At 74.5% G+C, this 17,452-nt stretch carries 13 protein-coding genes and 1 pseudogene; 5 read left to right on the forward strand and 9 right to left on the reverse strand.

Annotated features, from left to right (window positions below):
• Positions 1–3 precede the first annotated feature (3 nt).
• The 4 genes from BM076_RS35765 to BM076_RS23455 form a co-directional block, all read right to left on the reverse strand.
• Positions 4–1,239: a hypothetical protein gene (locus BM076_RS35765; RefSeq protein WP_107416981.1), complete on the reverse strand. Its 1,236-nt coding sequence runs from the start codon at positions 1,237–1,239 to the stop codon at positions 4–6.
• On the reverse strand, positions 1,236–4,742 hold the full coding sequence (locus tag BM076_RS35770; protein WP_107416982.1) for a hypothetical protein: 3,507 nt from the start codon (positions 4,740–4,742) through the stop codon (positions 1,236–1,238). Before BM076_RS35770 ends, BM076_RS35765 begins: the two co-directional genes overlap by 4 nt.
• A 295-nt stretch (positions 4,743–5,037) precedes the next feature.
• Positions 5,038–5,442, reverse strand: coding sequence for an effector-associated constant component EACC1 (locus BM076_RS23450; RefSeq protein WP_093715662.1), 405 nt, complete (start codon positions 5,440–5,442; stop codon positions 5,038–5,040).
• A 103-nt stretch (positions 5,443–5,545) separates the two neighbouring features.
• A complete protein-coding gene (locus BM076_RS23455; protein WP_093715663.1) occupies positions 5,546–6,382 on the reverse strand; it encodes an oxidoreductase in 837 nt (278 codons plus the stop codon).
• Positions 6,383–6,530: 148 nt separating this feature from the next.
• On the opposite strand from BM076_RS23455, the pseudogene BM076_RS23460 reads away from it, so the two are divergent.
• Positions 6,531–7,432 (forward strand): annotated as a pseudogene (locus BM076_RS23460) (LysR family transcriptional regulator).
• Between the two features lie 19 nt (positions 7,433–7,451).
• Here BM076_RS23460 and BM076_RS23465 read toward each other — a convergent pair.
• Positions 7,452–8,567 carry a sensor histidine kinase gene (locus BM076_RS23465; RefSeq protein ID WP_093715664.1) on the reverse strand — a complete coding sequence of 372 codons (1,116 nt, stop codon included), beginning with the start codon at positions 8,565–8,567 and terminating at the stop codon, positions 7,452–7,454.
• Positions 8,560–9,309: a response regulator transcription factor gene (locus tag BM076_RS23470; protein WP_218160110.1), complete on the reverse strand. Its 750-nt coding sequence runs from the start codon at positions 9,307–9,309 to the stop codon at positions 8,560–8,562. Before BM076_RS23470 ends, BM076_RS23465 begins: the two co-directional genes overlap by 8 nt.
• 87 nt (positions 9,310–9,396) lie before the next feature.
• On the opposite strand from BM076_RS23470, the gene BM076_RS23475 reads away from it, so the two are divergent.
• The gene (locus BM076_RS23475) at positions 9,397–10,587 is read left to right on the forward strand and encodes a lipid II:glycine glycyltransferase FemX (protein ID WP_093715665.1); all 1,191 of its coding nucleotides are present in this window, start codon (positions 9,397–9,399) and stop codon (positions 10,585–10,587) included.
• A 467-nt stretch (positions 10,588–11,054) separates the two neighbouring features.
• Here the strand turns inward: BM076_RS23475 and BM076_RS23480 are convergent, their stop codons facing one another.
• Positions 11,055–12,422 carry a UDP-N-acetylmuramoyl-tripeptide--D-alanyl-D-alanine ligase gene (locus tag BM076_RS23480; protein ID WP_093715666.1) on the reverse strand — a complete coding sequence of 456 codons (1,368 nt, stop codon included), beginning with the start codon at positions 12,420–12,422 and terminating at the stop codon, positions 11,055–11,057.
• A gap of 184 nt (positions 12,423–12,606) precedes the next feature.
• On the opposite strand from BM076_RS23480, the gene BM076_RS23485 reads away from it, so the two are divergent.
• Genes BM076_RS23485 through vanX form a run of 3 tightly spaced genes read left to right on the forward strand, consistent with a single transcriptional unit; the run spans position 12,607 to position 15,306 of the window.
• On the forward strand, positions 12,607–13,632 hold the full coding sequence (locus BM076_RS23485; protein ID WP_093715667.1) for an NAD(P)-dependent oxidoreductase: 1,026 nt from the start codon (positions 12,607–12,609) through the stop codon (positions 13,630–13,632).
• Entirely contained in the window at positions 13,625–14,701 is a 1,077-nt protein-coding gene (vanA, locus tag BM076_RS23490; protein ID WP_093715668.1) for a D-alanine--(R)-lactate ligase, read from the forward strand. The genes BM076_RS23485 and vanA overlap by 8 nt, the downstream gene beginning before the upstream one ends.
• Positions 14,698–15,306 carry a D-Ala-D-Ala dipeptidase VanX gene (vanX, locus tag BM076_RS23495; protein ID WP_093715669.1) on the forward strand — a complete coding sequence of 203 codons (609 nt, stop codon included), beginning with the start codon at positions 14,698–14,700 and terminating at the stop codon, positions 15,304–15,306. Before vanA ends, vanX begins: the two co-directional genes overlap by 4 nt.
• Positions 15,307–15,330: 24 nt before the next feature.
• Here vanX and BM076_RS23500 read toward each other — a convergent pair whose 3' ends face one another.
• The gene (locus tag BM076_RS23500) at positions 15,331–15,987 is read right to left on the reverse strand and encodes a response regulator (protein ID WP_093715670.1); all 657 of its coding nucleotides are present in this window, start codon (positions 15,985–15,987) and stop codon (positions 15,331–15,333) included.
• Positions 15,984–17,372: a sensor histidine kinase gene (locus BM076_RS23505; protein ID WP_245796253.1), complete on the reverse strand. Its 1,389-nt coding sequence runs from the start codon at positions 17,370–17,372 to the stop codon at positions 15,984–15,986. The genes BM076_RS23500 and BM076_RS23505 overlap by 4 nt, the downstream gene beginning before the upstream one ends.
• Positions 17,373–17,452 lie beyond the last annotated feature (80 nt).

Genomic DNA, 17,452 nt, shown 5'->3' on the forward strand with positions numbered 1-17,452 from the left:
GCGTCATACGGTGAAGCGCACCGCGTCGAGCCAGCGCGAGGCGTCCAGCGTGCCGCCGAAGATGTAGTTGTCGGGGGTCTGCGGGGTGTCGCAGCCCATGCCCTGCCACGGGCCGCCCTTGCTGTACGTGTTCTGGCAGACGGTGCCCTTGGCGCCGTCCACGCTGATGCCGAAGCCGCCCAGATTCGGCGCGTCCTGCGAGGGCGTTCCGAGCGTCAGATCGGTCCCGTCCGACACGGTGATCCATGGCTTGTCCCACCAGCCCTCTTTCTGCCGGTACGCGCTGCCGGAGGTGCCGTGGGTGCCGGCCACGGCGATCTGGATGGCCTTGACGCTGCGGTTGTCCGCCTCGGAACCGGCCACCGCGCCGTCGCAGACGGCGAGTTGCCAGCCGAAGTGCGCCACGTACACCCGGTAGCAGATGTGCTTGCCGGGGTCGCGCGCCGTCAGCCGCAGGACGGCGGCCGAGGCGGAGTGGTCGTCGCCGGGCATCTGCGGGCCGGGTCCGAGCGGGATAGGCGCCTTCTGCGGCGCCGGGGCACGCCGGGTGCCCGGGGTGGCCGAGGCGGGCGGCTTCGCCGGCGTCATCGGCGTCCCGGTTCTGGCGGCCGCGTGCTTTGTGGGCTTGGCGGTCGGCGAGGCCGTCGTCTTCGTGGGCGTCGGCGTGGGCGTGTGCGTCGGGGTCACCGGCGGGCGCGTGGCGCTGCTCGCGCTCGCCGCCACCGCCGCCACGTCGTCCTTCTTGTGCCCGGACCCGCCCGCCGCCCAGGCCGCCAGCGGCACCGCGAGCAGCACCACGCCGACGAGGGCGGCGGCGGCCAGCAGCGGCTTCCGCGAGGGCGGCCCTGAGGGCGGTTCCGCGGGGGCCGCGACGACGGTGGTGGCGGCGGCCTTTCGGGGGGCCTCGCCGGAAGTCTCGGCAAGCGTCTCGGCCGGTGCCGCGGCGAGTGCCTCGGCCGGCATGACGGTCGTGGCCCCGGGCTCGGTGCCGGACGTGGTGCCGGACGTCGCCTCGGATGCCGTGCCCGACGCGGGGCCGGGCCCGGCCGCCGGCGGGGTGCCGCCGACCGGGGTGGAGGAGGTGCCGGGGCGCGACGAGGTCTCGGCGCGGGGCGTCGCCGGTGTCAGCGACGCGTCCGGGCCCGCCGCGACCGGTCCCAGCGTCACCGCCCGGCGCACGGAGGGGCCGCCCTTGGGCCGCGGAGTGCCTTCGGGCTCGGGGCGGGTCTGGCTGCTCATCGTTCTCCTTCGGGCTGGTCGATCGGTCGGGGGTGCGGGCGCGCCTGCGGCGGGTGCGTGGGCGGCGGCCGATCGTCGCCTCCTACGGGCCCGGCGCACCGCTCGGGCCAGCTCCGTTCCGCACCGGCGGGCAGACCCGCGTCGAGGACGGCCTTCAGATGGCCGAGGGCGGCGAGGTCGCGGGGGCTCAACTCCCGTGCCCCGTCCATGTACGCGGTCGCGTGCGCGGGCAGCTCCCGCAGCAGCACGACGGTGGTTCCGGCGGGGGCTTTCCAGGTGCCCAGCACCCGGAAGCCGGTGCCCGGCGCGAAGACGATTCCGTCCGGCGTCCGCCGCCCGGCGCTCGACCAGATCGCGTAGCGCGGGGTAAGCGTGCCGTCCCCGGCCGGGGGCCTGGTCAGCGCCGCGACCGGCGCCGGGTCCTGGAGCAGTGCGCCCGCCTCCGGGCCGCCGCCGTCCGCGGCACCGCCGCGCAGGGCGATTCCCCGGTACGAGGGCAGCCGGCGCAGTCCGGACGCGACGCACGCGGCGTACGGTCGCAGCCACTCCTCCCCCGCGCGCAGCCCGCGCACCAGCTCCCGGTGGTGCAACGGCCCCTCCTCCGCAGTGAGATACGCGTGCACCGCGGCCAAGTCGGCCCGCGCCGCCTCCCGTTCGCCCCCGCGCAGGCCCGCCACCGCGGCGAGCATCGCGTCCGCCCCCCGCGCGTGCCGCTCCCACTCGCCCCCGGCCATCCCCCGAAACCCCGCCCGCTCCCCCGCCCCGCTCACATACCCGGGCCCCACCGCCGGCCCCTCCCCCAACGGCCCTACGGCACCCACCCGTTCGGCCGCGGCCCGGGGCCCGGCTCCCGGCGCGGCTTCCCGACCGACACGCGGCATCACCGGCGCGGCGGAGGACGGTATGCGGACGGGCGCGGCCCCGGAAGCGCTATCCGGCGTCGGGCCGGCCCCGGAAGCGGCGTCGGCCGCCGGACCCGACGCGGAAGCGAGATCCGGCGCTGGCGCTTCACCCGGACCAACCTCAGACTCTGGCTCCGAACCGAGGCCGGAATCGGGGCCCGGCACCGAACCCGCCCGGACGGCACGATCCAGCGCGGACGCCTCACCCGGGCCGGCTTTCGACCCCGGTCCAGGTCGCGGTTCGAGCGCGGCGCCCGGCCCCGACCCCGCGCCGGGCGTGGGGTCCGGCGCAGGCGCGAGGTCGCGTGCGAGCGCCGGGACCCGGCCGAGGTCCGGGGCGGACAACGATGCCGGGCCGGACGACGGTTGCCGTACACCGTCCGGTACGGACACCGGCCCCGGTTCCGAACCCGCGCCGGGTATGGGGTCCGGCGCAGGCGCGAGATCACGTGCGAGCCCCGCGACCGGGCCGCCGTCCAGCGCGGACAACGATGCCGGGCCGGACGCGGCCCGAGGCTCAGGCACGGCGTGCGGAACGGACATCGGAGCCGCGCCGGGCGACGACTGCCGTACACCGCCCGGAACAGGTACCGACCCCGATTCCGGTACCGCGTCGGGTACGGGGTCCAGCGCAGGCGCAAGGGCGCGTGCGGGCCCCGCGACCGGGCCGGGGTCCGGGGCGGACAACGATGCCGGGCCGGACGACGACTGCCGTACACCGCCCGGTACGGGCACCGGCCCCGGTTCCGAACCCGCGCCGAGTGCGGGGTCCTGCGCGGGCGCGAGGTCGCCTGCGGGCCCCGCGACCAGGCTGCTGCCCGGGGCGGACAACGATGCCGGACCGGGCGACAGCTGCCGTACACCGTCCGGAACGGGCACCGGCCCCGGTTCCGAACCCGTGCCGAGTGCGGGGTCCGGCGCAGGCGACAGGTCACCTGCGGGCCCCGGGCCCCGGGCAGAGTCTGGGGCGGACAACGATGCCGCGCCGGGCGACGGCTGCCGTACACCGGTCGGGGCCGGGGCGGGCTTCAACTCCGGTGCGGGGTAAGGGAGAAGGGCCGGGGCGGGGGTGGGCGGCTCGTGGGTGGTCGTGCGGTGGTGGGGGACCTCGGGGGCGGGGCGCGGCTTGGCTGCCGCGGGTGGTTGGGGGGCCGGGCCGGGGGCCGTGACGTAGCGGATGCCGCGGACACCGTGTTCGGCGGCCAGGCGGCGCAGGTCCGCCTCGCCGCCCGCGGGGCGGCCGCGGACCAGGAGGGTGGTCCTGGCGCGGCCCGCGGCGCCGAGGCCGGTCAGGAGGCGGGCGAGGGCGGACAGGAGCGAGCTGTCCAACCGCCGGCCGGGGGCGCCGAGTTCGACCGCGCAGGTCTCCGGGTCGACGGCGGTGCCGACGAGCGGGGGCCGGGGGGCGCCCTGGGCCCACAGGGCGAGGCCCGAGCGGGTCACGACGGCCTGCCAGCCGTCGGTGAGCCGTACGGTGCCGGGCTCCGTACCGGCCGGGAGCCAGTCCGGGGCGTGGCTGCCGAGCAGGCGGGGCAAGGGAGTTCGCGCGCCCTTCGGCGTCGGCAGGCAGGCGACGGCCGTGACGTACGGCTGCCAGGTCGGTTCGCCGTCGCGGCCGATGAGCGTCGGCCGGGGCGGTGCGCCGGGCGGCGCGTGGTCGGCGAGCAGCGGCAGGCCCGTCAGCACGTCCACCCGGTCGCCCAGGGCGTCGGCGACGGCGTGGGTGAGCCGCAGCAGGTCGACGAGGCCGCCCGGGGCGAGGCGGGCCCGGGCGCGGTGCTCCGCGGGCAGCGCCGCGAGGACCGCGGCCACCTCGTCCGCGGCGACGTCCTCCGCGTGCGGGGTGCCCACCAGGACGGTGGCGTGGCCCGGGTCGAGCGGCACGGCGAAGGACAGGTCGTCGGGGCGCGGCCCGGCGGCGTCGGCCGGGCGGATCAGCACGCCCGCGGGTATCTGCTCCACGACGCAGCCGCCCGAGGTCCGCTCCGGGACCCGGCCGACGGCCCGCTGCCAGTCGGGGACGGGCGCGCGCGGGCCCTGCTGGGCGGGCGGCTCGCCGGGCGCGAAGCGCCACCAATTGCCCTTGCCGCGCGCGTCCCCCCGGACGAAGAGGCTCCCACCGGGAGTGATCAGCACGACGCCGTCCGGCGCGAGCACCTCGAATCCCCAGTCGTCGGCGATCCGGCGGGCGGTGCTGGGGCGGCCCGGCCGTTCGGCGCCCGCGCCAGAGAGCACGAGCCGGACCCGGCGGGTGCCGCGGTCGCGCAGCGAGTCCAGCAGGGCCGCGAGCCGCGGCCAGTGCCGGCCGCCGTCCGGGTCCGCCGAGCCGACGAGCACGGTGACGGTGTCCGCCTCGGCCCCGAAGGTGTGCGCCACTTCGGCGAGGGCGGCCATCGGGAAGGAGTCGTCGTCCACCGAGCGGACGAGAAGGACGCCGTCGATGTCCTCGACGGGCGGTGCGGCGGCGGCCGCCCGCGGCCCGGAAACGGAGGCGGAAGCGGAAGCGGAAACGGAAACGGTGGCGGAGGCGTGACCGGCTCCGGGAGCGGTGTGGTCCGCGCTGCCGCCCCGCCGGGACAGCCGGGAGGACCAACGGCTCATGCGTCACCCTCCCCTAGCGTGCCGACACATGTGACGGCGCCCTCGGCCGCTCCAAGACGGCCCGCCCCTGCCCGACTTCCCGGTTCCGCACCCAACTACCGCATCCGGTAGCGCATCCGGCTCCAGTACCGCATCCGATTCCGGCCGACCCGATCCGCATCGCCCGGGCGACGGCCCCCCGCTCGCCCCCGTAGAGCGGCAACCGGCCCTATTGGTTGGGTCATTCAGGCGACCAGATATACCAGACGTCACTTCAATGGCCATCCGTACCACCAGGCGTGGCCGGCGGCCGGCTCTACGACGCCCCGTCAACGTGCCGGTCGGCGAGCAGCTGGATCAGGCGGGAGCGTTCGGCGGCCGTCGCGTCCGGGAGAGTAATGCGGTCGCCGCCGATCTCCAACTCGACCGTGGTGTCGGGGTGTTGGCGGGAGAGCCACGCGGAGACGGCGGTGATCAGGGTGGTGAGGACACCGCCGGAGGCGGCGAGCGTGACCAGCAGGGTCTCCCAGGTGGTCGGGTCGCCGGGCTTGGCGCCCCGCGGGGCCGGCGCGGCGGCCGGGCGGACGTCCTCGACGTCGGTCTCCAGGAGTTCGGCGCGCAGCGCCCGCGCCGCGCGCTCGATGTCCTCGGCGTCCGCCGCGTCGTCGCCGGCCCCCTGCCGTACTCGTACCGTCAGTACGGTCACCCGCTGCTCGTCCACGTCGCTGCCCCGTCCCTCCGCCGTCCGGTGGGCGGCGCCGGTCCGGCGCCGCGCCCACCACATTGTGGGGGCGGCGGGCGTGCGGCGGGCCGCCGCCAGGGGATCAGTCGGCGAAGGACGTCGCCCGTGTCCGCTTCTCCCAGGCGGCGATGTCGTCGCGGACCTGGTCGAGGTGGGCGGCCACCGCCGTCACGCCGTCGTCGCCGAGCGGCAGGTGCAGCGGGGTGTCGTCGGCGTCGAGCGCGGCGAGGATGAGGGCCGCGGCCTTGGCGGGGTCACCGGGCTGGGTGCCGTCGCCGGAGGCGGCCATGGCGCGGGTGACGCCGACGGTGGCGGCGTAGTCGTCGTAGTCGTCGATCTCCGCGCTGGTGACGGCGTTGGCCATCAGCGAGGTGCGGAAGGCGCCCGGCTCGACCACCAGCACCTTGATGCCGAGCGGCGCGACCTCGTCGCGCAGCGCCTCCGACATGCCCTCCAGGGCGAATTTGGTGCCGCTGTAGGCGGCGAAGCCCGCGAAGGACATCTGCCCGCCCATGCTGCTCATCTGCACGACCGCGCCCGAGCGGCGCTCCCGCATCGACGGCAGCACGGCCCGTACGAGGGCGGCGGGCCCGAAGACGTGCACGTCGAAGAGCGACCGCAGTTCGGCGTCCGTGGTCTCCTCGAAGGCGCCGATGTGGGTGCGGCCGGCGTTGTTGACCAGGACGTCGATCCGGCCGTGCCGGGCGAGGACGTCCTGGACGGCGGCGTCGATCGCGGCCGGGTCGGTGACGTCGAGGGTGAGCGCCTCGACCTGGTCGGGGTGCGCGGCGACCAGGTCGTCCAGCGTCGCGACGCGGCGGGCGGCGGCGATCACGACGTCGCCCGCACCGACCGCGGCCTCGGAGATCGCGCGGCCGAAGCCGCTGTTGGCGCCGGTGACGAGCCAGACCTTGTTCATCGTTTCTCCGTGGTGTGGTGATCCGTAGGGCCGGTGGTGATCCATAGGGCCCGTGGTGATCCACAGGGCCTGTGGTGGCCTGGGATCCAGCCTGCCGAGGCCGCCGTTGCCCGTCCAAGACCTGTCGTGATAACCCATGGTTATGGCGATGGCGGTGGATGTGCACGGACGTGACCTGCGGTATTTCCTGGCGGTGGCCGAGGAGCTGCACTTCACGCGGGCCGCCGAGCGGCTCTTCGTCTCGCAGCCCGCGCTCAGCAAGCAGGTCAGGGCGCTGGAGTCGCAGCTCGGCACCCCGCTGTTCGTCCGCGCCCCGCGCGGTGTCTCGCTGACCGCCGCGGGCGCCGCCCTCGTGCCGCACGCGCGGCGCGTACTCGGCGCCTGGGACGAGGCGTGGGCGGCCGTCGAGGAGGCCGGGGCGGCCGAACGCGGCACGCTGACGGTCGGGATGAGCACCAGCCCCGGGCGCGGCGGGCTGCTGCCCGCGATCAGGTCCCGCTTCACCGCGGCCCATCCGGAGGCCACCGTCCGTCTGCGGCAGGTGAGTTGGGACGACCCGACGGCGGCAGCGATGTCGCCTTCGTCTGGCTGCCGTTGCCGGGGCAGGAGCGGTACGACAGCCTCGTCGTCGCCGAGGAACCGCGGCTGGTCGCGCTGCCTGACACCCACCCGCTCGCCGCCCGTACCCCCGTCGGCGCGCCCGTCGACTTCGCGGACCTGCTCGACGAGCCCTTCCTCGCGCTGCCCGCCGCAGCGGGCCCGCTGCGCGACTACTGGCTCGCCACCGACGCCAGGGCCGGCCGCCCCGCCCGGATCGGCGCCGAGGTGGCGAGCACGGAGGAGACGTACGAGGCGCTCGTCGCCGGTCTCGGCGTCGTCCTGCTCGCCGCGGGCAACGCGCCGCTGGTCACCCTCGGCGGCGTCACCACCCGCCCGGTCCGCGGTGTCTCCCCCAGCCGTTTCGCCCTCGCCTGGCCCCGGGACACCCCGCGCCCGCTGGTCCGCGGCTACGTACGCGCCTGCCGGCGGGCGACGGCGGCGCGGCCGTGACGCGTCCTCGGCCGCGGGCTCACTTCTCCTGCTTCTCCTGCTTCTCCTGAGCCGCCGCAGGGAGTTCGACCGTGATGCGCAGGCCACCGTCGCGGCGCGGGGTGAGGGTGAGGGTGCCGTCGTGGGCGTGGGTGATGGACCGGACGATGGCCAGGCCGAGGCCGACGCCCGCCTGGTCGGTGTGGACGCGTTCGGTGCCGCGCTGGAACGGCTCGGTGAGGGCCGCGACCAGGTCGGGCGTGAGCTTGTCGCCGGTGTTCTCGACGGTGAGGAGCGCCGTCCCGGGCCCGACGGCGGTGTGCACCCGCACCATGGCGCCCGCGCCGCTCACGGGGTCGGGACCGCTCAGATTGTGGACGATCGCGTTGTGCACGAGATTCGTCGTCAGCTGGAGCAGCAGCGGCTGCGAGCCGAGCGCCGGGGCGATGTCGCCCGAGGTGCCGAGCGTGACGCCGCGTTTCTCGGCGAGCGGCAGCAGCGTCTCGGCGGCCTCGTCCACCAGCAGGGACAGGTCGACGGGTGCGCGGGTGAAGGAGCCCTGGTCGGCGCGGCTGAGGATGAGCAGCGCCTCGGTGAGGTCGATCGCGCGGGTGTTGACGGCGCGCAGCCGGTCGACGAGTTCGGCGTTGTCGCGGTCCGGGTCGTGCCGGGCGACGTCGAGCAGGGCCTGCGAGATCGCCAGCGGGGTGCGCAGCTCGTGCGAGGCGTTGGCGGCGAACCGCCGCTGCTCGGCGTCGTGCGCCTCCAGCCGGGCGAGCATCGTGTCGAAGGCGTCGGCCAGTTCGCGGAATTCGTCCCACCGGCCCGGCAGCCGGACCCGGTGGGACAGCGATCCGTGGGTGGCCAGCCGGGTGGCCTCGGTGATCCGATGCAGCGGCGCGAGCATCCGCCCGGACAGGATCCAGCCGCCCGCAAGGCCGAGGACCAGCAGGAACGCCAGTACGGCGACCGTCGTCGGGCCGAATTCGCGCAGCAGCGCGCGGCGGCTCTCCACGACCACGATCAGCCCGGGGTGGATGCGGTAGAAGAGCGACACCCACATGACGCCGAGCAGCACCACACCCGCGAACATCAGGAACGCGGCGTAGCTGATGGTGAGTTTGAGGCGGACGCTCAGGCCGGGCGCCCTATCCACGGCCGCCGCCCGCCCGATCTCCGCCCGCTTGATCCCCGCTCTCTTGATCTCCGGCCGCCTGATCTCCGCTCTCCTGGCCCGTACCCGGGTCGATGCGGTAGCCGACGCCCGGTACGGTCGCGATGATCCAGGGCTCGCCGAGGCGCTTGCGCAGGGCCGAGACGGTGATGCGTACGGCGTTGGTGAACGGGTCGGCGTTCGCGTCCCAGGCCCGCTCCAGCAGCTCCTCCGCGCTGATCACCCCGCCCTCGGCCGCGACCAGGACGTCGAGCACCGCGAACTGCTTCCTGGTCAGCGCGACATAGCGGCCGTCCCGGTAGACCTCGCGGCGGAACGGGTCCAGCCGCAGCCCGGCGATCTCCCGTACCGGCGGCCGGTTGTGCGCGCGCCTGCGGTCCAGGGCCCGCAGCCGCAGCACGAGTTCCTGGAGTGCGAAGGGCTTGGTGAGGTAGTCGTCGGCGCCGATCTCGAAGCCGCTGACCTTGTCGTCGAGGCGGTCGGCCGCGGTGAGCATCAGGATCGGCAGGCCGCTGCCGGAGGCGATGATGCGTCCGGCGATCTCGTCGCCGGAAGGACCCGGGATGTCGCGGTCGAGCACGGCGATGTCGTACGTGTTCACGCTCAGCATTTCCAGCGCCGTATTACCGTCGCCCGCGATGTCGGCGGCGATCGCCTCCAGCCGCAATCCGTCGCGGACGGCTTCCGCCAGAAATGGTTCGTCCTCGACGATCAGCACACGCATGCTTTTCATGCTACGAGGCGGCGCATATCGTCGGCATATCGAAAAGCCCATACGCGGCGGCAACACCCCACTGCCTTGGCTGGGCGCATGTCCAACGGTTCCCACAGCGCACCCGCCCCTGCCCCCGTACCCGTACCCGTACCCGTACCCGTAAGCCTGACCGTCGCGCCGATCAGCGCGGCCGAGCATCTGGCGTACGTACGGTCGCGGCGGTCGGTCAGTTTTTTGCAGACACCGGCCTGGGGGCGGGTGAAGACCGAATGGCGGGCGGAATCCCTGGGCTGGTACGGGCCGGGCGCCCGGCTGACCGGCGCCGGGCTCGTCCTGCACCGGCCGGTGCCGCGGCTGGACAATTTCACGCTGGCCTACCTGCCGTGGGGCCCGGACATCGACTGGTCCGGCGACATCGACGCGTGGCTCGCCCCGCTGGCCGCCCACCTCAAGGCACGCGGCGCCTTCGCGATCCGGCTCTGCCCGCCGGTGGCCACCCACACCTGGAGCGCCGCGCAGGTCAAGGAGGGCATCGCCGACCCGGGCGTCCGCCGGCTCACCGACCTGCCGGGCGAGCCGGACCCGGTCGGGGTCCGGGTGACCGAGCGGCTGCGGGCGGGCGGCTGGCTGCCGCAGAGCCCGGAGGACGGCTTCGGCGCCGGGCAGCCGCAGTTCACGTACGAAGTCCCGCTCGCCGGGCGGAGCGAGCAGGACGTGCTCGGCGGCATGAATCAGCTCTGGCGGCGCAACATCAAGAAGGCCGCCAAGGAGGGGGTCGAGGTCACGGTCGGTTCCGGCCCGGCGGACCTGCGCGCCTTCCACGAGCTGTACGTCCACACTGCCGCGCGGGACCGCTTCACGCCCCGGCCGCTGTCGTACTTCACGACGATGGCCGCGGAGATGAGCGCGGAGGACGCCTCCCGGTTCACCCTTTACCTCGCCCGGCATCAGGGTGACCTCGTGGCCGCCACCCTCATGGTCCGCGTCGGCGGCCACGCCTGGTACACCTACGGTGCCTCCTCCACCGCCAAGCGCGAGGTGCGCGGTTCCAACGCTCTTCAGTGGGCCATGGTCCGGGCCGCTCTTGCCTCCGGCTGCGACACGTACGATCTTCGCGGCATTACGCCGACGCTCGACGTGGACGACCCGCACGTGGGTCTGGTCCAGTTCAAGGTCGGTACCGGCGGGCGCGCCGTGCGCTACGTCGGTGAGTGGGATTTGCCCTTGCGGCCCCTCGTCCACCGGGCCTTCGACCTCTTCATGCGCCGCCGCGCCAGAAGCCTCTGACCCGCGCGTGCGGAGGACGGTGCCTGATCCCCTGCCGGGGGCGCCTGAGGTCTCCTGCGGAGGACGGTGCCCCGTTAGGGGCGCGGGGAACTGCGCGCTCAGCCCACGCGCGCCTTCAGGCGAAAAACCGCCCCCAGCGGGGCAGACGCTGTTTGTTTTGCGACCACCGGGCCGGTGGGGGCGGGCCGCGCAGTTCCCCGCGCCCCTATCGGGCACCCACTTCCGCCAGCGCAGCGCGCGTCCCCGCGCCCCTAAAAGACCTGACTCACCGCACTCCGCAGGAGATCGGGCACCCCCGACAAGGGATCACGCACCGCACTCCGCAGGAGACATCAGGCACCCCACCCCCGGAGGGGCACCGCACTCCGCAGGAGATTACGCACCCATCCACCCCGGCAGGGGCACCGTCTTCCGCCGGAGGGGGACGTATTCCGCAGGGTGCGGGGGCGGCGGGGTGGGCCCCGGGGTTATGCCAGGGCAGCGGCAACTTCGTCGAGGCGGGCGCCCCGGGAGCCCTTGACGAGGATCACGTCGTCCGGGCGGAGGCGGGCCCGGAGCCAGGCGACGGCGGCGGCGCGGTCGGCGAGGGGCACCGCCCGGGCGCCGGCGCCGTCGGCGATGGGGAGGGCGCCGGCCCCGACGACGGCCACGACATCGGCCCGCGCGGCGGCGTACTCCCCCACGGCCCGGTGCGCGTCAGCACTCTCCGCCCCGAGTTCGAGCATCTCGCCGAGCACGGCGATCCGCCGCCCGCCCGCGACAGCGGCCAGCGCGTCGAGAGCCGCCCGCGTGGAATCGGGATTGGCGTTGTAGGAGTCATTGAGCAGCCGCGCCCCGCAGGCGAGCCCGCGCAGCTCCATGCGCCACTTGGACAGGGCCGCCCCGGCAAGCGCCGCCGGGGCGGCGTCGAGCGGCACCCCGACGGCCAGGGCCGCCGCCACCGCGGCGGACGCGTTGAGCGCGAGGTGCGCGCCGGTGAAGGGCAGCGCGACGGACGCGGAACCGTCGGCGGTGCGCAGGGTGAAGGAGGGCCGGCCGAGCGGGTCGAGCGCGAGGCCGCGCACGGCCACGTCGGCGTGCCCGGCCCGCCCGAAGGTCCGCACCGGCCCGTCGGTGAGGGCGCGCATGGCGACCACGCGGGGATCGTCGCCGTTGAGGACGGCGGTGCCGCCGGGCGCCAGGCCGCGTACCAGCTCGCCCTTGGTCCTGGCGATGGCCGCGCGCGACCCGAACTCGCCGAGGTGGGCCTGCCCGACATTGAGGACGACGGCGACGTCCGGCGCGACCAGGCCGGTCAGCGCCGCGATGTCGCCGACGCGCCGGGCGCCCATCTCCAGGACGAGGAAACGGGTGTTCCTGTCGGCGCGGAGCATGGTGAGCGGCACGCCCAGCTCGTTGTTGAGCGAACCGGCGGTGGCGACGGTCGGCCCGGCGGTCGCCAGGACGGCCGCCGTCAGGTCCTTGGTGCTGGTCTTGCCCTGGGAGCCGGTGAGCGCGACAACGGTGAGGCCGCCGCCGGGCCGGCCGTCGCGTTCGGCGCGCAGCCGGGCGACGGCGTGGGCGGCGAGCGCCTGGAGCGCGGCCCGCGCGTCCGGCACTACGACGGTGGGCAGCGCGGTGGGCCGCGTCCCGAGGACGACGGTCGCGCCCGCTTCGCCCGCCGCCGCGGCGTGGTCGTGGCCGTCGGTGTGCTCGCCGGCGAAGGCGACGAAGAGGCCGCCGGGCTCGGCGGCCCGGCTGTCGAGGACGGCGGGCGCGCGGACCTCGGCCGCCGCGTCGCCGGCCACCGTGCCGCCGACGACAGCGGCGATCCCGCCGGCGGTGAGCGGAATCATGCGTGGGCGGCGCGCGGGCCGCGGAAGACGTCGGAATTCATGCCGTGCAGTCAAGGCGGCGCGGTGTTGCCCGCCCGTATCCGATTTCCGATACGCGGACCATATCTTACCCGTCGGTAACGTATTGCCGGTATATCGGAATTCCCATACGCACCGGCAACGCGCCGCCGCCTTCACTGGGCGCATGACCACCAGCGAACCGATCTCGTCGCCCGCCACGGGAACCACCGCGGGAATCACCACGGGAATCACCGCCTACGGATGCGGCCGCGACGAGGCCGCGCTCTTCCGGGAGCTGGCGGCACGCCACGGCGTCACGGTGACCGTCACGGACGCGCCGGTCTCGGCGGCCAACTCCGCCCTGGCGGCCGGGAACCGGTGCGTGAGCGTCGGCCACAAGACACCCGTCACGCATGCCGCGCTGCGCGCGCTGGCCCGGGCCGGCGTCGCGTACGTCTCCACCCGGAGCATCGGCTGCAACCACATCGACGTCGCGTACGCCAAGCGCCTCGGCATGTGCGTCGGCAACGTCTCCTATTCGCCCGACAGCGTCGCCGATTACACGCTGATGCTGATGCTGATGGCGGTCCGGCACGCGAAGCCGATGATCCGCCGCACCGATGTGCACGACTACCGGCTGCACGAGGTCCGCGGCCGGGAACTGCGCGATCTGACGGTCGGCGTCGTCGGCACCGGCCGGATCGGTACGGCCGTCCTCGGCCGGCTGCGCGGCTTCGGCTGCCGGACGCTGACGTACGACAGCAGGACACCCGACGGCGGAAGCGCGGCCGGGCACGTACCGCTGGACACCCTGCTGCGGCAGAGCGACATCGTCACCCTGCACACCCCGCTCACCGCGGCCACCCACCACCTGCTGGACCGGCGCCGCATCGGCGCGATGAAGCGCGACGCGTACGTCGTCAACACCGGGCGCGGCGCGCTGCTCGACACCGCCGCCCTGGTCGAGGCGCTGGAGAGCGGCCGGCTCGGCGGCGCGGCGCTTGACGTCCTCGAAGGCGAGGAGGGCGTCTTCTACGCCGACCGCCGCGATACGCCGATCGACAGCAAAGCGCTGCTCCGGCTCCAGGAGATGCCGCAGGTGCTGATCAGTCCGCACACGGCCTACTTCACCGACCACGCCCTGCGCGACACGGTCGAGAACTCCCTTGCCAACTGCCTGACCTTCGAAAGCGGGAATCCACATGACTGACACCACGGGGAAGTTGAAGCTCGGCATCCTCTTCGGCGGCGCCTGCGAGGAGCACGCCGTCTCCGTCAAGTCCGCGCGGGAAGTCGCCGCGAGCCTGGACACCACGAAATACGAGCCCTACTGGATCGGCATCACCAAGGACGGCGCCTGGCGGCTGTGCGACGGCCCGCGCCCCGACTGGGAGACCACCGGCTCCCGCCCCGCCCTGCTCTCGCCCGACCGCGCCGTACGCGGCCTGCTCGTCCTCGAACAGGGCCGTTACGGCACCGTCGGCCTCGACGCCGTCCTGCCCGTGCTGCACGGCAGATTCGGCGAGGACGGCGCGATCCAGGGCCTGTTGGAGCTGTCCGGCATCCCGTACGCGGGCTGCGACATCCAGAGTTCGGCGCTGTGCATGGACAAGTCCCTGGCGTACGCGGTGGTCGCCGCCGCGGGCATCGCGACCCCGGACTTCCGGACCGTCACCGCGGCCTCGGACGCCCTCGACGACGGCTCCGAGGGGCTCGGCGCCGGCCGGCTCACGTATCCCGTCTTCGTCAAGCCCGCCCGCTCCGGCTCGTCCTTCGGCGTCAGCAAGGTGACCCGCGAGGAGGACCTGGCGGGCGCGGTGCGGGAGGCGCGGCGGTACGACAGCAAGGTGCTGATCGAGGGCGCGGTCGCCGGCAGCGAGGTCGGCTGCGCCGTGCTGGGCGTCGACCCGGACCTGATCACCGGCGAGGTCGACCACATCGCGCTGTCCCACGGCTTCTTCCGTATCCACCAGGAGGACGCGCCCGAGACCGGCTCGGAGAACTCCACCCCGATCGTGCCCGCCGACATCCCGGCGCAGGCGCGTGCCCTGGTCCAGGAGACGGCCAAGGCCGTCTACCGCGCCCTGGGCTGCCGGGGTCTGGCGCGGGTGGACATGTTCCTCACCGAGGACGGCCGTGTCGTGCTCAACGAGGTCAACACCCTGCCCGGCCTGACCTCGTACAGCCGCTACCCCCGGATGATGGCCGCCGCCGGGATGCCGCTCGGCGACGTGCTGGACCGGATCATCACGCTCACGCTCGCGGGGAAGGACCGATGAACGACGACTTCGCCTTCGTGGACGAACTGGTCCCCGGCATACGCTGGGACGCCAAGTACGCGACCTGGGACAACTTCACCGGCAGGCCCGTCGACGGCTACCCCGTCAACCGTGTCGCCGGCACCCGGGCGCTGTGCGCGGCCCTGGAGAAGGCGCGCGACAAGGCCGAATCCCTCGGCTTCGGGCTGCTGTTGTGGGACGGCTACCGCCCGCAGCGCGCCGTCGACCGCTTCCTGGACTGGTCGCGGCAGCCGGAGGACGGCCGCACCAAGCCGCGGCACTACCCCCGTATTGCGCGGCCCGAGATGTTCGAGCGGGGCTATGTGGCCGCCAAGTCCGGCCACAGCAGGGGCAGTACGGTCGACCTGACGCTCTTCGACCTCGCGACCGGCGAACTCGCCGCCATGGGCGGCGGCCACGACCTGATGGACCCGGTCTCGCACCACGGCGCGCCCGGCGTCCCCGCGGCCGCGGCCCGCAACCGGACGCAGCTGCGCTGCGTGATGGAGTCGTGCGGCTTCGCCTCGTACGCGTGCGAGTGGTGGCACTACACGCTCACCGACGAGCCGTACCCGGACACGTACTTCGACTTCCCGCTGGGATAACGGGAGTTCGGGGTCCGGCGCGGGTCAGCAGGGCTTCACCAGACCCGCGTCGTAGGCGAAGATCACCGCCTGCACGCGGTCCCGGGCCCCGATCTTGCCGAGCACCCGGCTCACATGGGACTTGACCGTGGACTCGGCGAGCGAGAAGCGTTCGGCGATCTCGGTGTTGCTCCAGCCGGTGGCCATCGCGGTGAGCACCTCGCGTTCGCGGTCGGTCAACGCGGCGAGCCTGCGCTCCTGTTCGGCGGTCCGGCCCGGGATCCGGTCGGCGAAGGCGTCGAGCAGTTTCCGGGTCAGTCCCGGCGCGATGACGGCGTCGCCCGCGGCCACCGCCCGTACGCCCGCGATCAGTTCGTCCGGCAGGGCGTCCTTGAGCAGGAAGCCGCTGGCGCCGGCCCGCAACGCCGCGTAGGCGTACTCGTCGAGGTCGAAGGTGGTCAGGACCAGGACGCGGGAACGGCCGCCGGACCGCACGATGCGGCGGGTGGCCTCGATGCCGTCCATGCCGGGCATCCGGACGTCCATCAGTACGACGTCGGGGCGCAGTTCGGCGGTCATGCGCACCGCCTCCGCGCCGTGCGTGGCCTCGCCGACGACGGCCACGTCCGGGTGCTGCTCCATCAGCATGCTGAAGCCGAGCCGTTGCAGGGCCTGGTCGTCGACGATCAGAACGGTGGTCATGAGGGGCGCTTCTCCGTGGATGCCGATGCCGTGGATGCCGATGCCGTGGACGATGGGGGGCTCACCATGCCGGTGGCGGTCGCGATGGCGCTCGCGGCAGCCGACGTGGTCGCCATCAGGAAGCGGGCCCGTACGGTCCAGCCGCCCCGGTCGTTGGGCCCGGCCGTCACCGTCCCGCCGTAGAGCGCGGCCCGTTCGCGCATGCCGACCAGACCGCGGCCCTCGTCATTGGGGCGGGCGGTGCGGGCCGGTCCGCCGTCCTCGACGGTGAGGCGTACGGCGGCGCCGTCGGCGGCCAGCGTGATCCGTACGGCCGTGCCGGCCGCCGCGTGCTTGAGCGTATTGGTCAGCGCCTCCTGGAGGACGCGGTAGACGGCGAGTTGGAGGCCGGACGGCAGGTCGGCCCAGGCGCCCTCGGTGTGCAGGGTGACGGCGGGGCCCGCGGCGCGGACCCGTTCCAGCAGCGCGTCCAGGTCCCGGAAGCCGGGCTGCGGCGCGAGCGGTGTGCCCTCGGCCGCCGCCCGGTCGTCGTCGCCGATCACCGCGAGCAGCCGGCGCAGTTCGGCCAGCGCGCCGCGCCCGCTGTCGGCGATGATCCGCAGCGTCTCGGCGCCCCGCTCCGGTTTCGCCTCGGTCAGTCCCGCGGCGCCGTTCGCGAGGCCGACGATGACGGCGAGGGTGTGGCCGAGGATGTCGTGCATCTCCCGGGCGACGCGGGCGCGTTCGGCCGCGGCGGCGAGCCGGGCCCGCTGGTCGCGCTCGACCTCCAGCTGCACGGCGCGTTCGTGCAGCGCGCTGATGTACGCGTTGACCACTCGTACGACCAGGCCGGCGGCGGCGACCGCCACCACCAGGGCCGCCTGGACCAGGGCGACCACCCAGGTCTGGAGGCTGGTGTTCTCCGCCTCGCCGCTGACCGCGACCGAGACGGCGGTCTGCGCGACCGCGATCCCCAGGCAGACCGCGAGCTGCACGGGCCGCCCGGCCCGGCCCACATTGAGCAGCGCCACCACCCGCGCGACCTCGGACCCGGTGTGGGCGTCCAGGGCGAGGGCGACCGCGGAGACGGCGGAGGTGACGGCGAAGACCGCGATCGGGCGCTGCTGCCGCCACAGCAGCGGGACGCAGAAGGCGACGGTGAGGGCGAGCAGCACCGGCACCCCCGGGCCGCCGTCGGCGCCCGCGTCCGACAGCGCCGGGATGCCGATCAGGGCGCAGAACAGCGTGACGCCCAGCCGCCGGGCCCACGGCAGATTCCGGTCCACCTGCATCACCCGCCGCAGCATGCGGATGATCAGCAGGTCCGAGCGCCGCCCCGCACCGCCGAGCAGCGCCTCGGGCGCGAACGAGGAGCCCGACGGCGCGGCGGCGGTCGAGGTGGTCACGTCTCCTCCGAAACGGGTGGTCGGTCACGGCCGGGCCGTACGCCCTGCCCTGCTCCGGATGGTACGGCGGCGGCTCAGCC

This window comes from Actinacidiphila alni (assembly GCF_900112845.1).
Taxonomy (GTDB): domain Bacteria; phylum Actinomycetota; class Actinomycetes; order Streptomycetales; family Streptomycetaceae; genus Actinacidiphila; species Actinacidiphila alni.

Coding starts and splice junctions, on each gene's coding strand:
- vanX (WP_093715669.1), top strand. CDS start 14,698: ATGAACGACGACTTCGCCTTCGTGGACGAACTGGTCCCCGGCATACGC.
- BM076_RS23470 (WP_218160110.1), bottom strand. CDS start 9,309: ATGCGTGTGCTGATCGTCGAGGACGAACCATTTCTGGCGGAAGCCGTC.
- BM076_RS23475 (WP_093715665.1), top strand. CDS start 9,397: ATGTCCAACGGTTCCCACAGCGCACCCGCCCCTGCCCCCGTACCCGTA.
- BM076_RS23500 (WP_093715670.1), bottom strand. CDS start 15,987: ATGACCACCGTTCTGATCGTCGACGACCAGGCCCTGCAACGGCTCGGC.
- BM076_RS23485 (WP_093715667.1), top strand. CDS start 12,607: ATGACCACCAGCGAACCGATCTCGTCGCCCGCCACGGGAACCACCGCG.
- vanA (WP_093715668.1), top strand. CDS start 13,625: ATGACTGACACCACGGGGAAGTTGAAGCTCGGCATCCTCTTCGGCGGC.
- BM076_RS35770 (WP_107416982.1), bottom strand. CDS start 4,742: ATGAGCCGTTGGTCCTCCCGGCTGTCCCGGCGGGGCGGCAGCGCGGAC.
- BM076_RS23480 (WP_093715666.1), bottom strand. CDS start 12,422: ATGATTCCGCTCACCGCCGGCGGGATCGCCGCTGTCGTCGGCGGCACG.
- BM076_RS35765 (WP_107416981.1), bottom strand. CDS start 1,239: ATGAGCAGCCAGACCCGCCCCGAGCCCGAAGGCACTCCGCGGCCCAAG.
- BM076_RS23455 (WP_093715663.1), bottom strand. CDS start 6,382: ATGAACAAGGTCTGGCTCGTCACCGGCGCCAACAGCGGCTTCGGCCGC.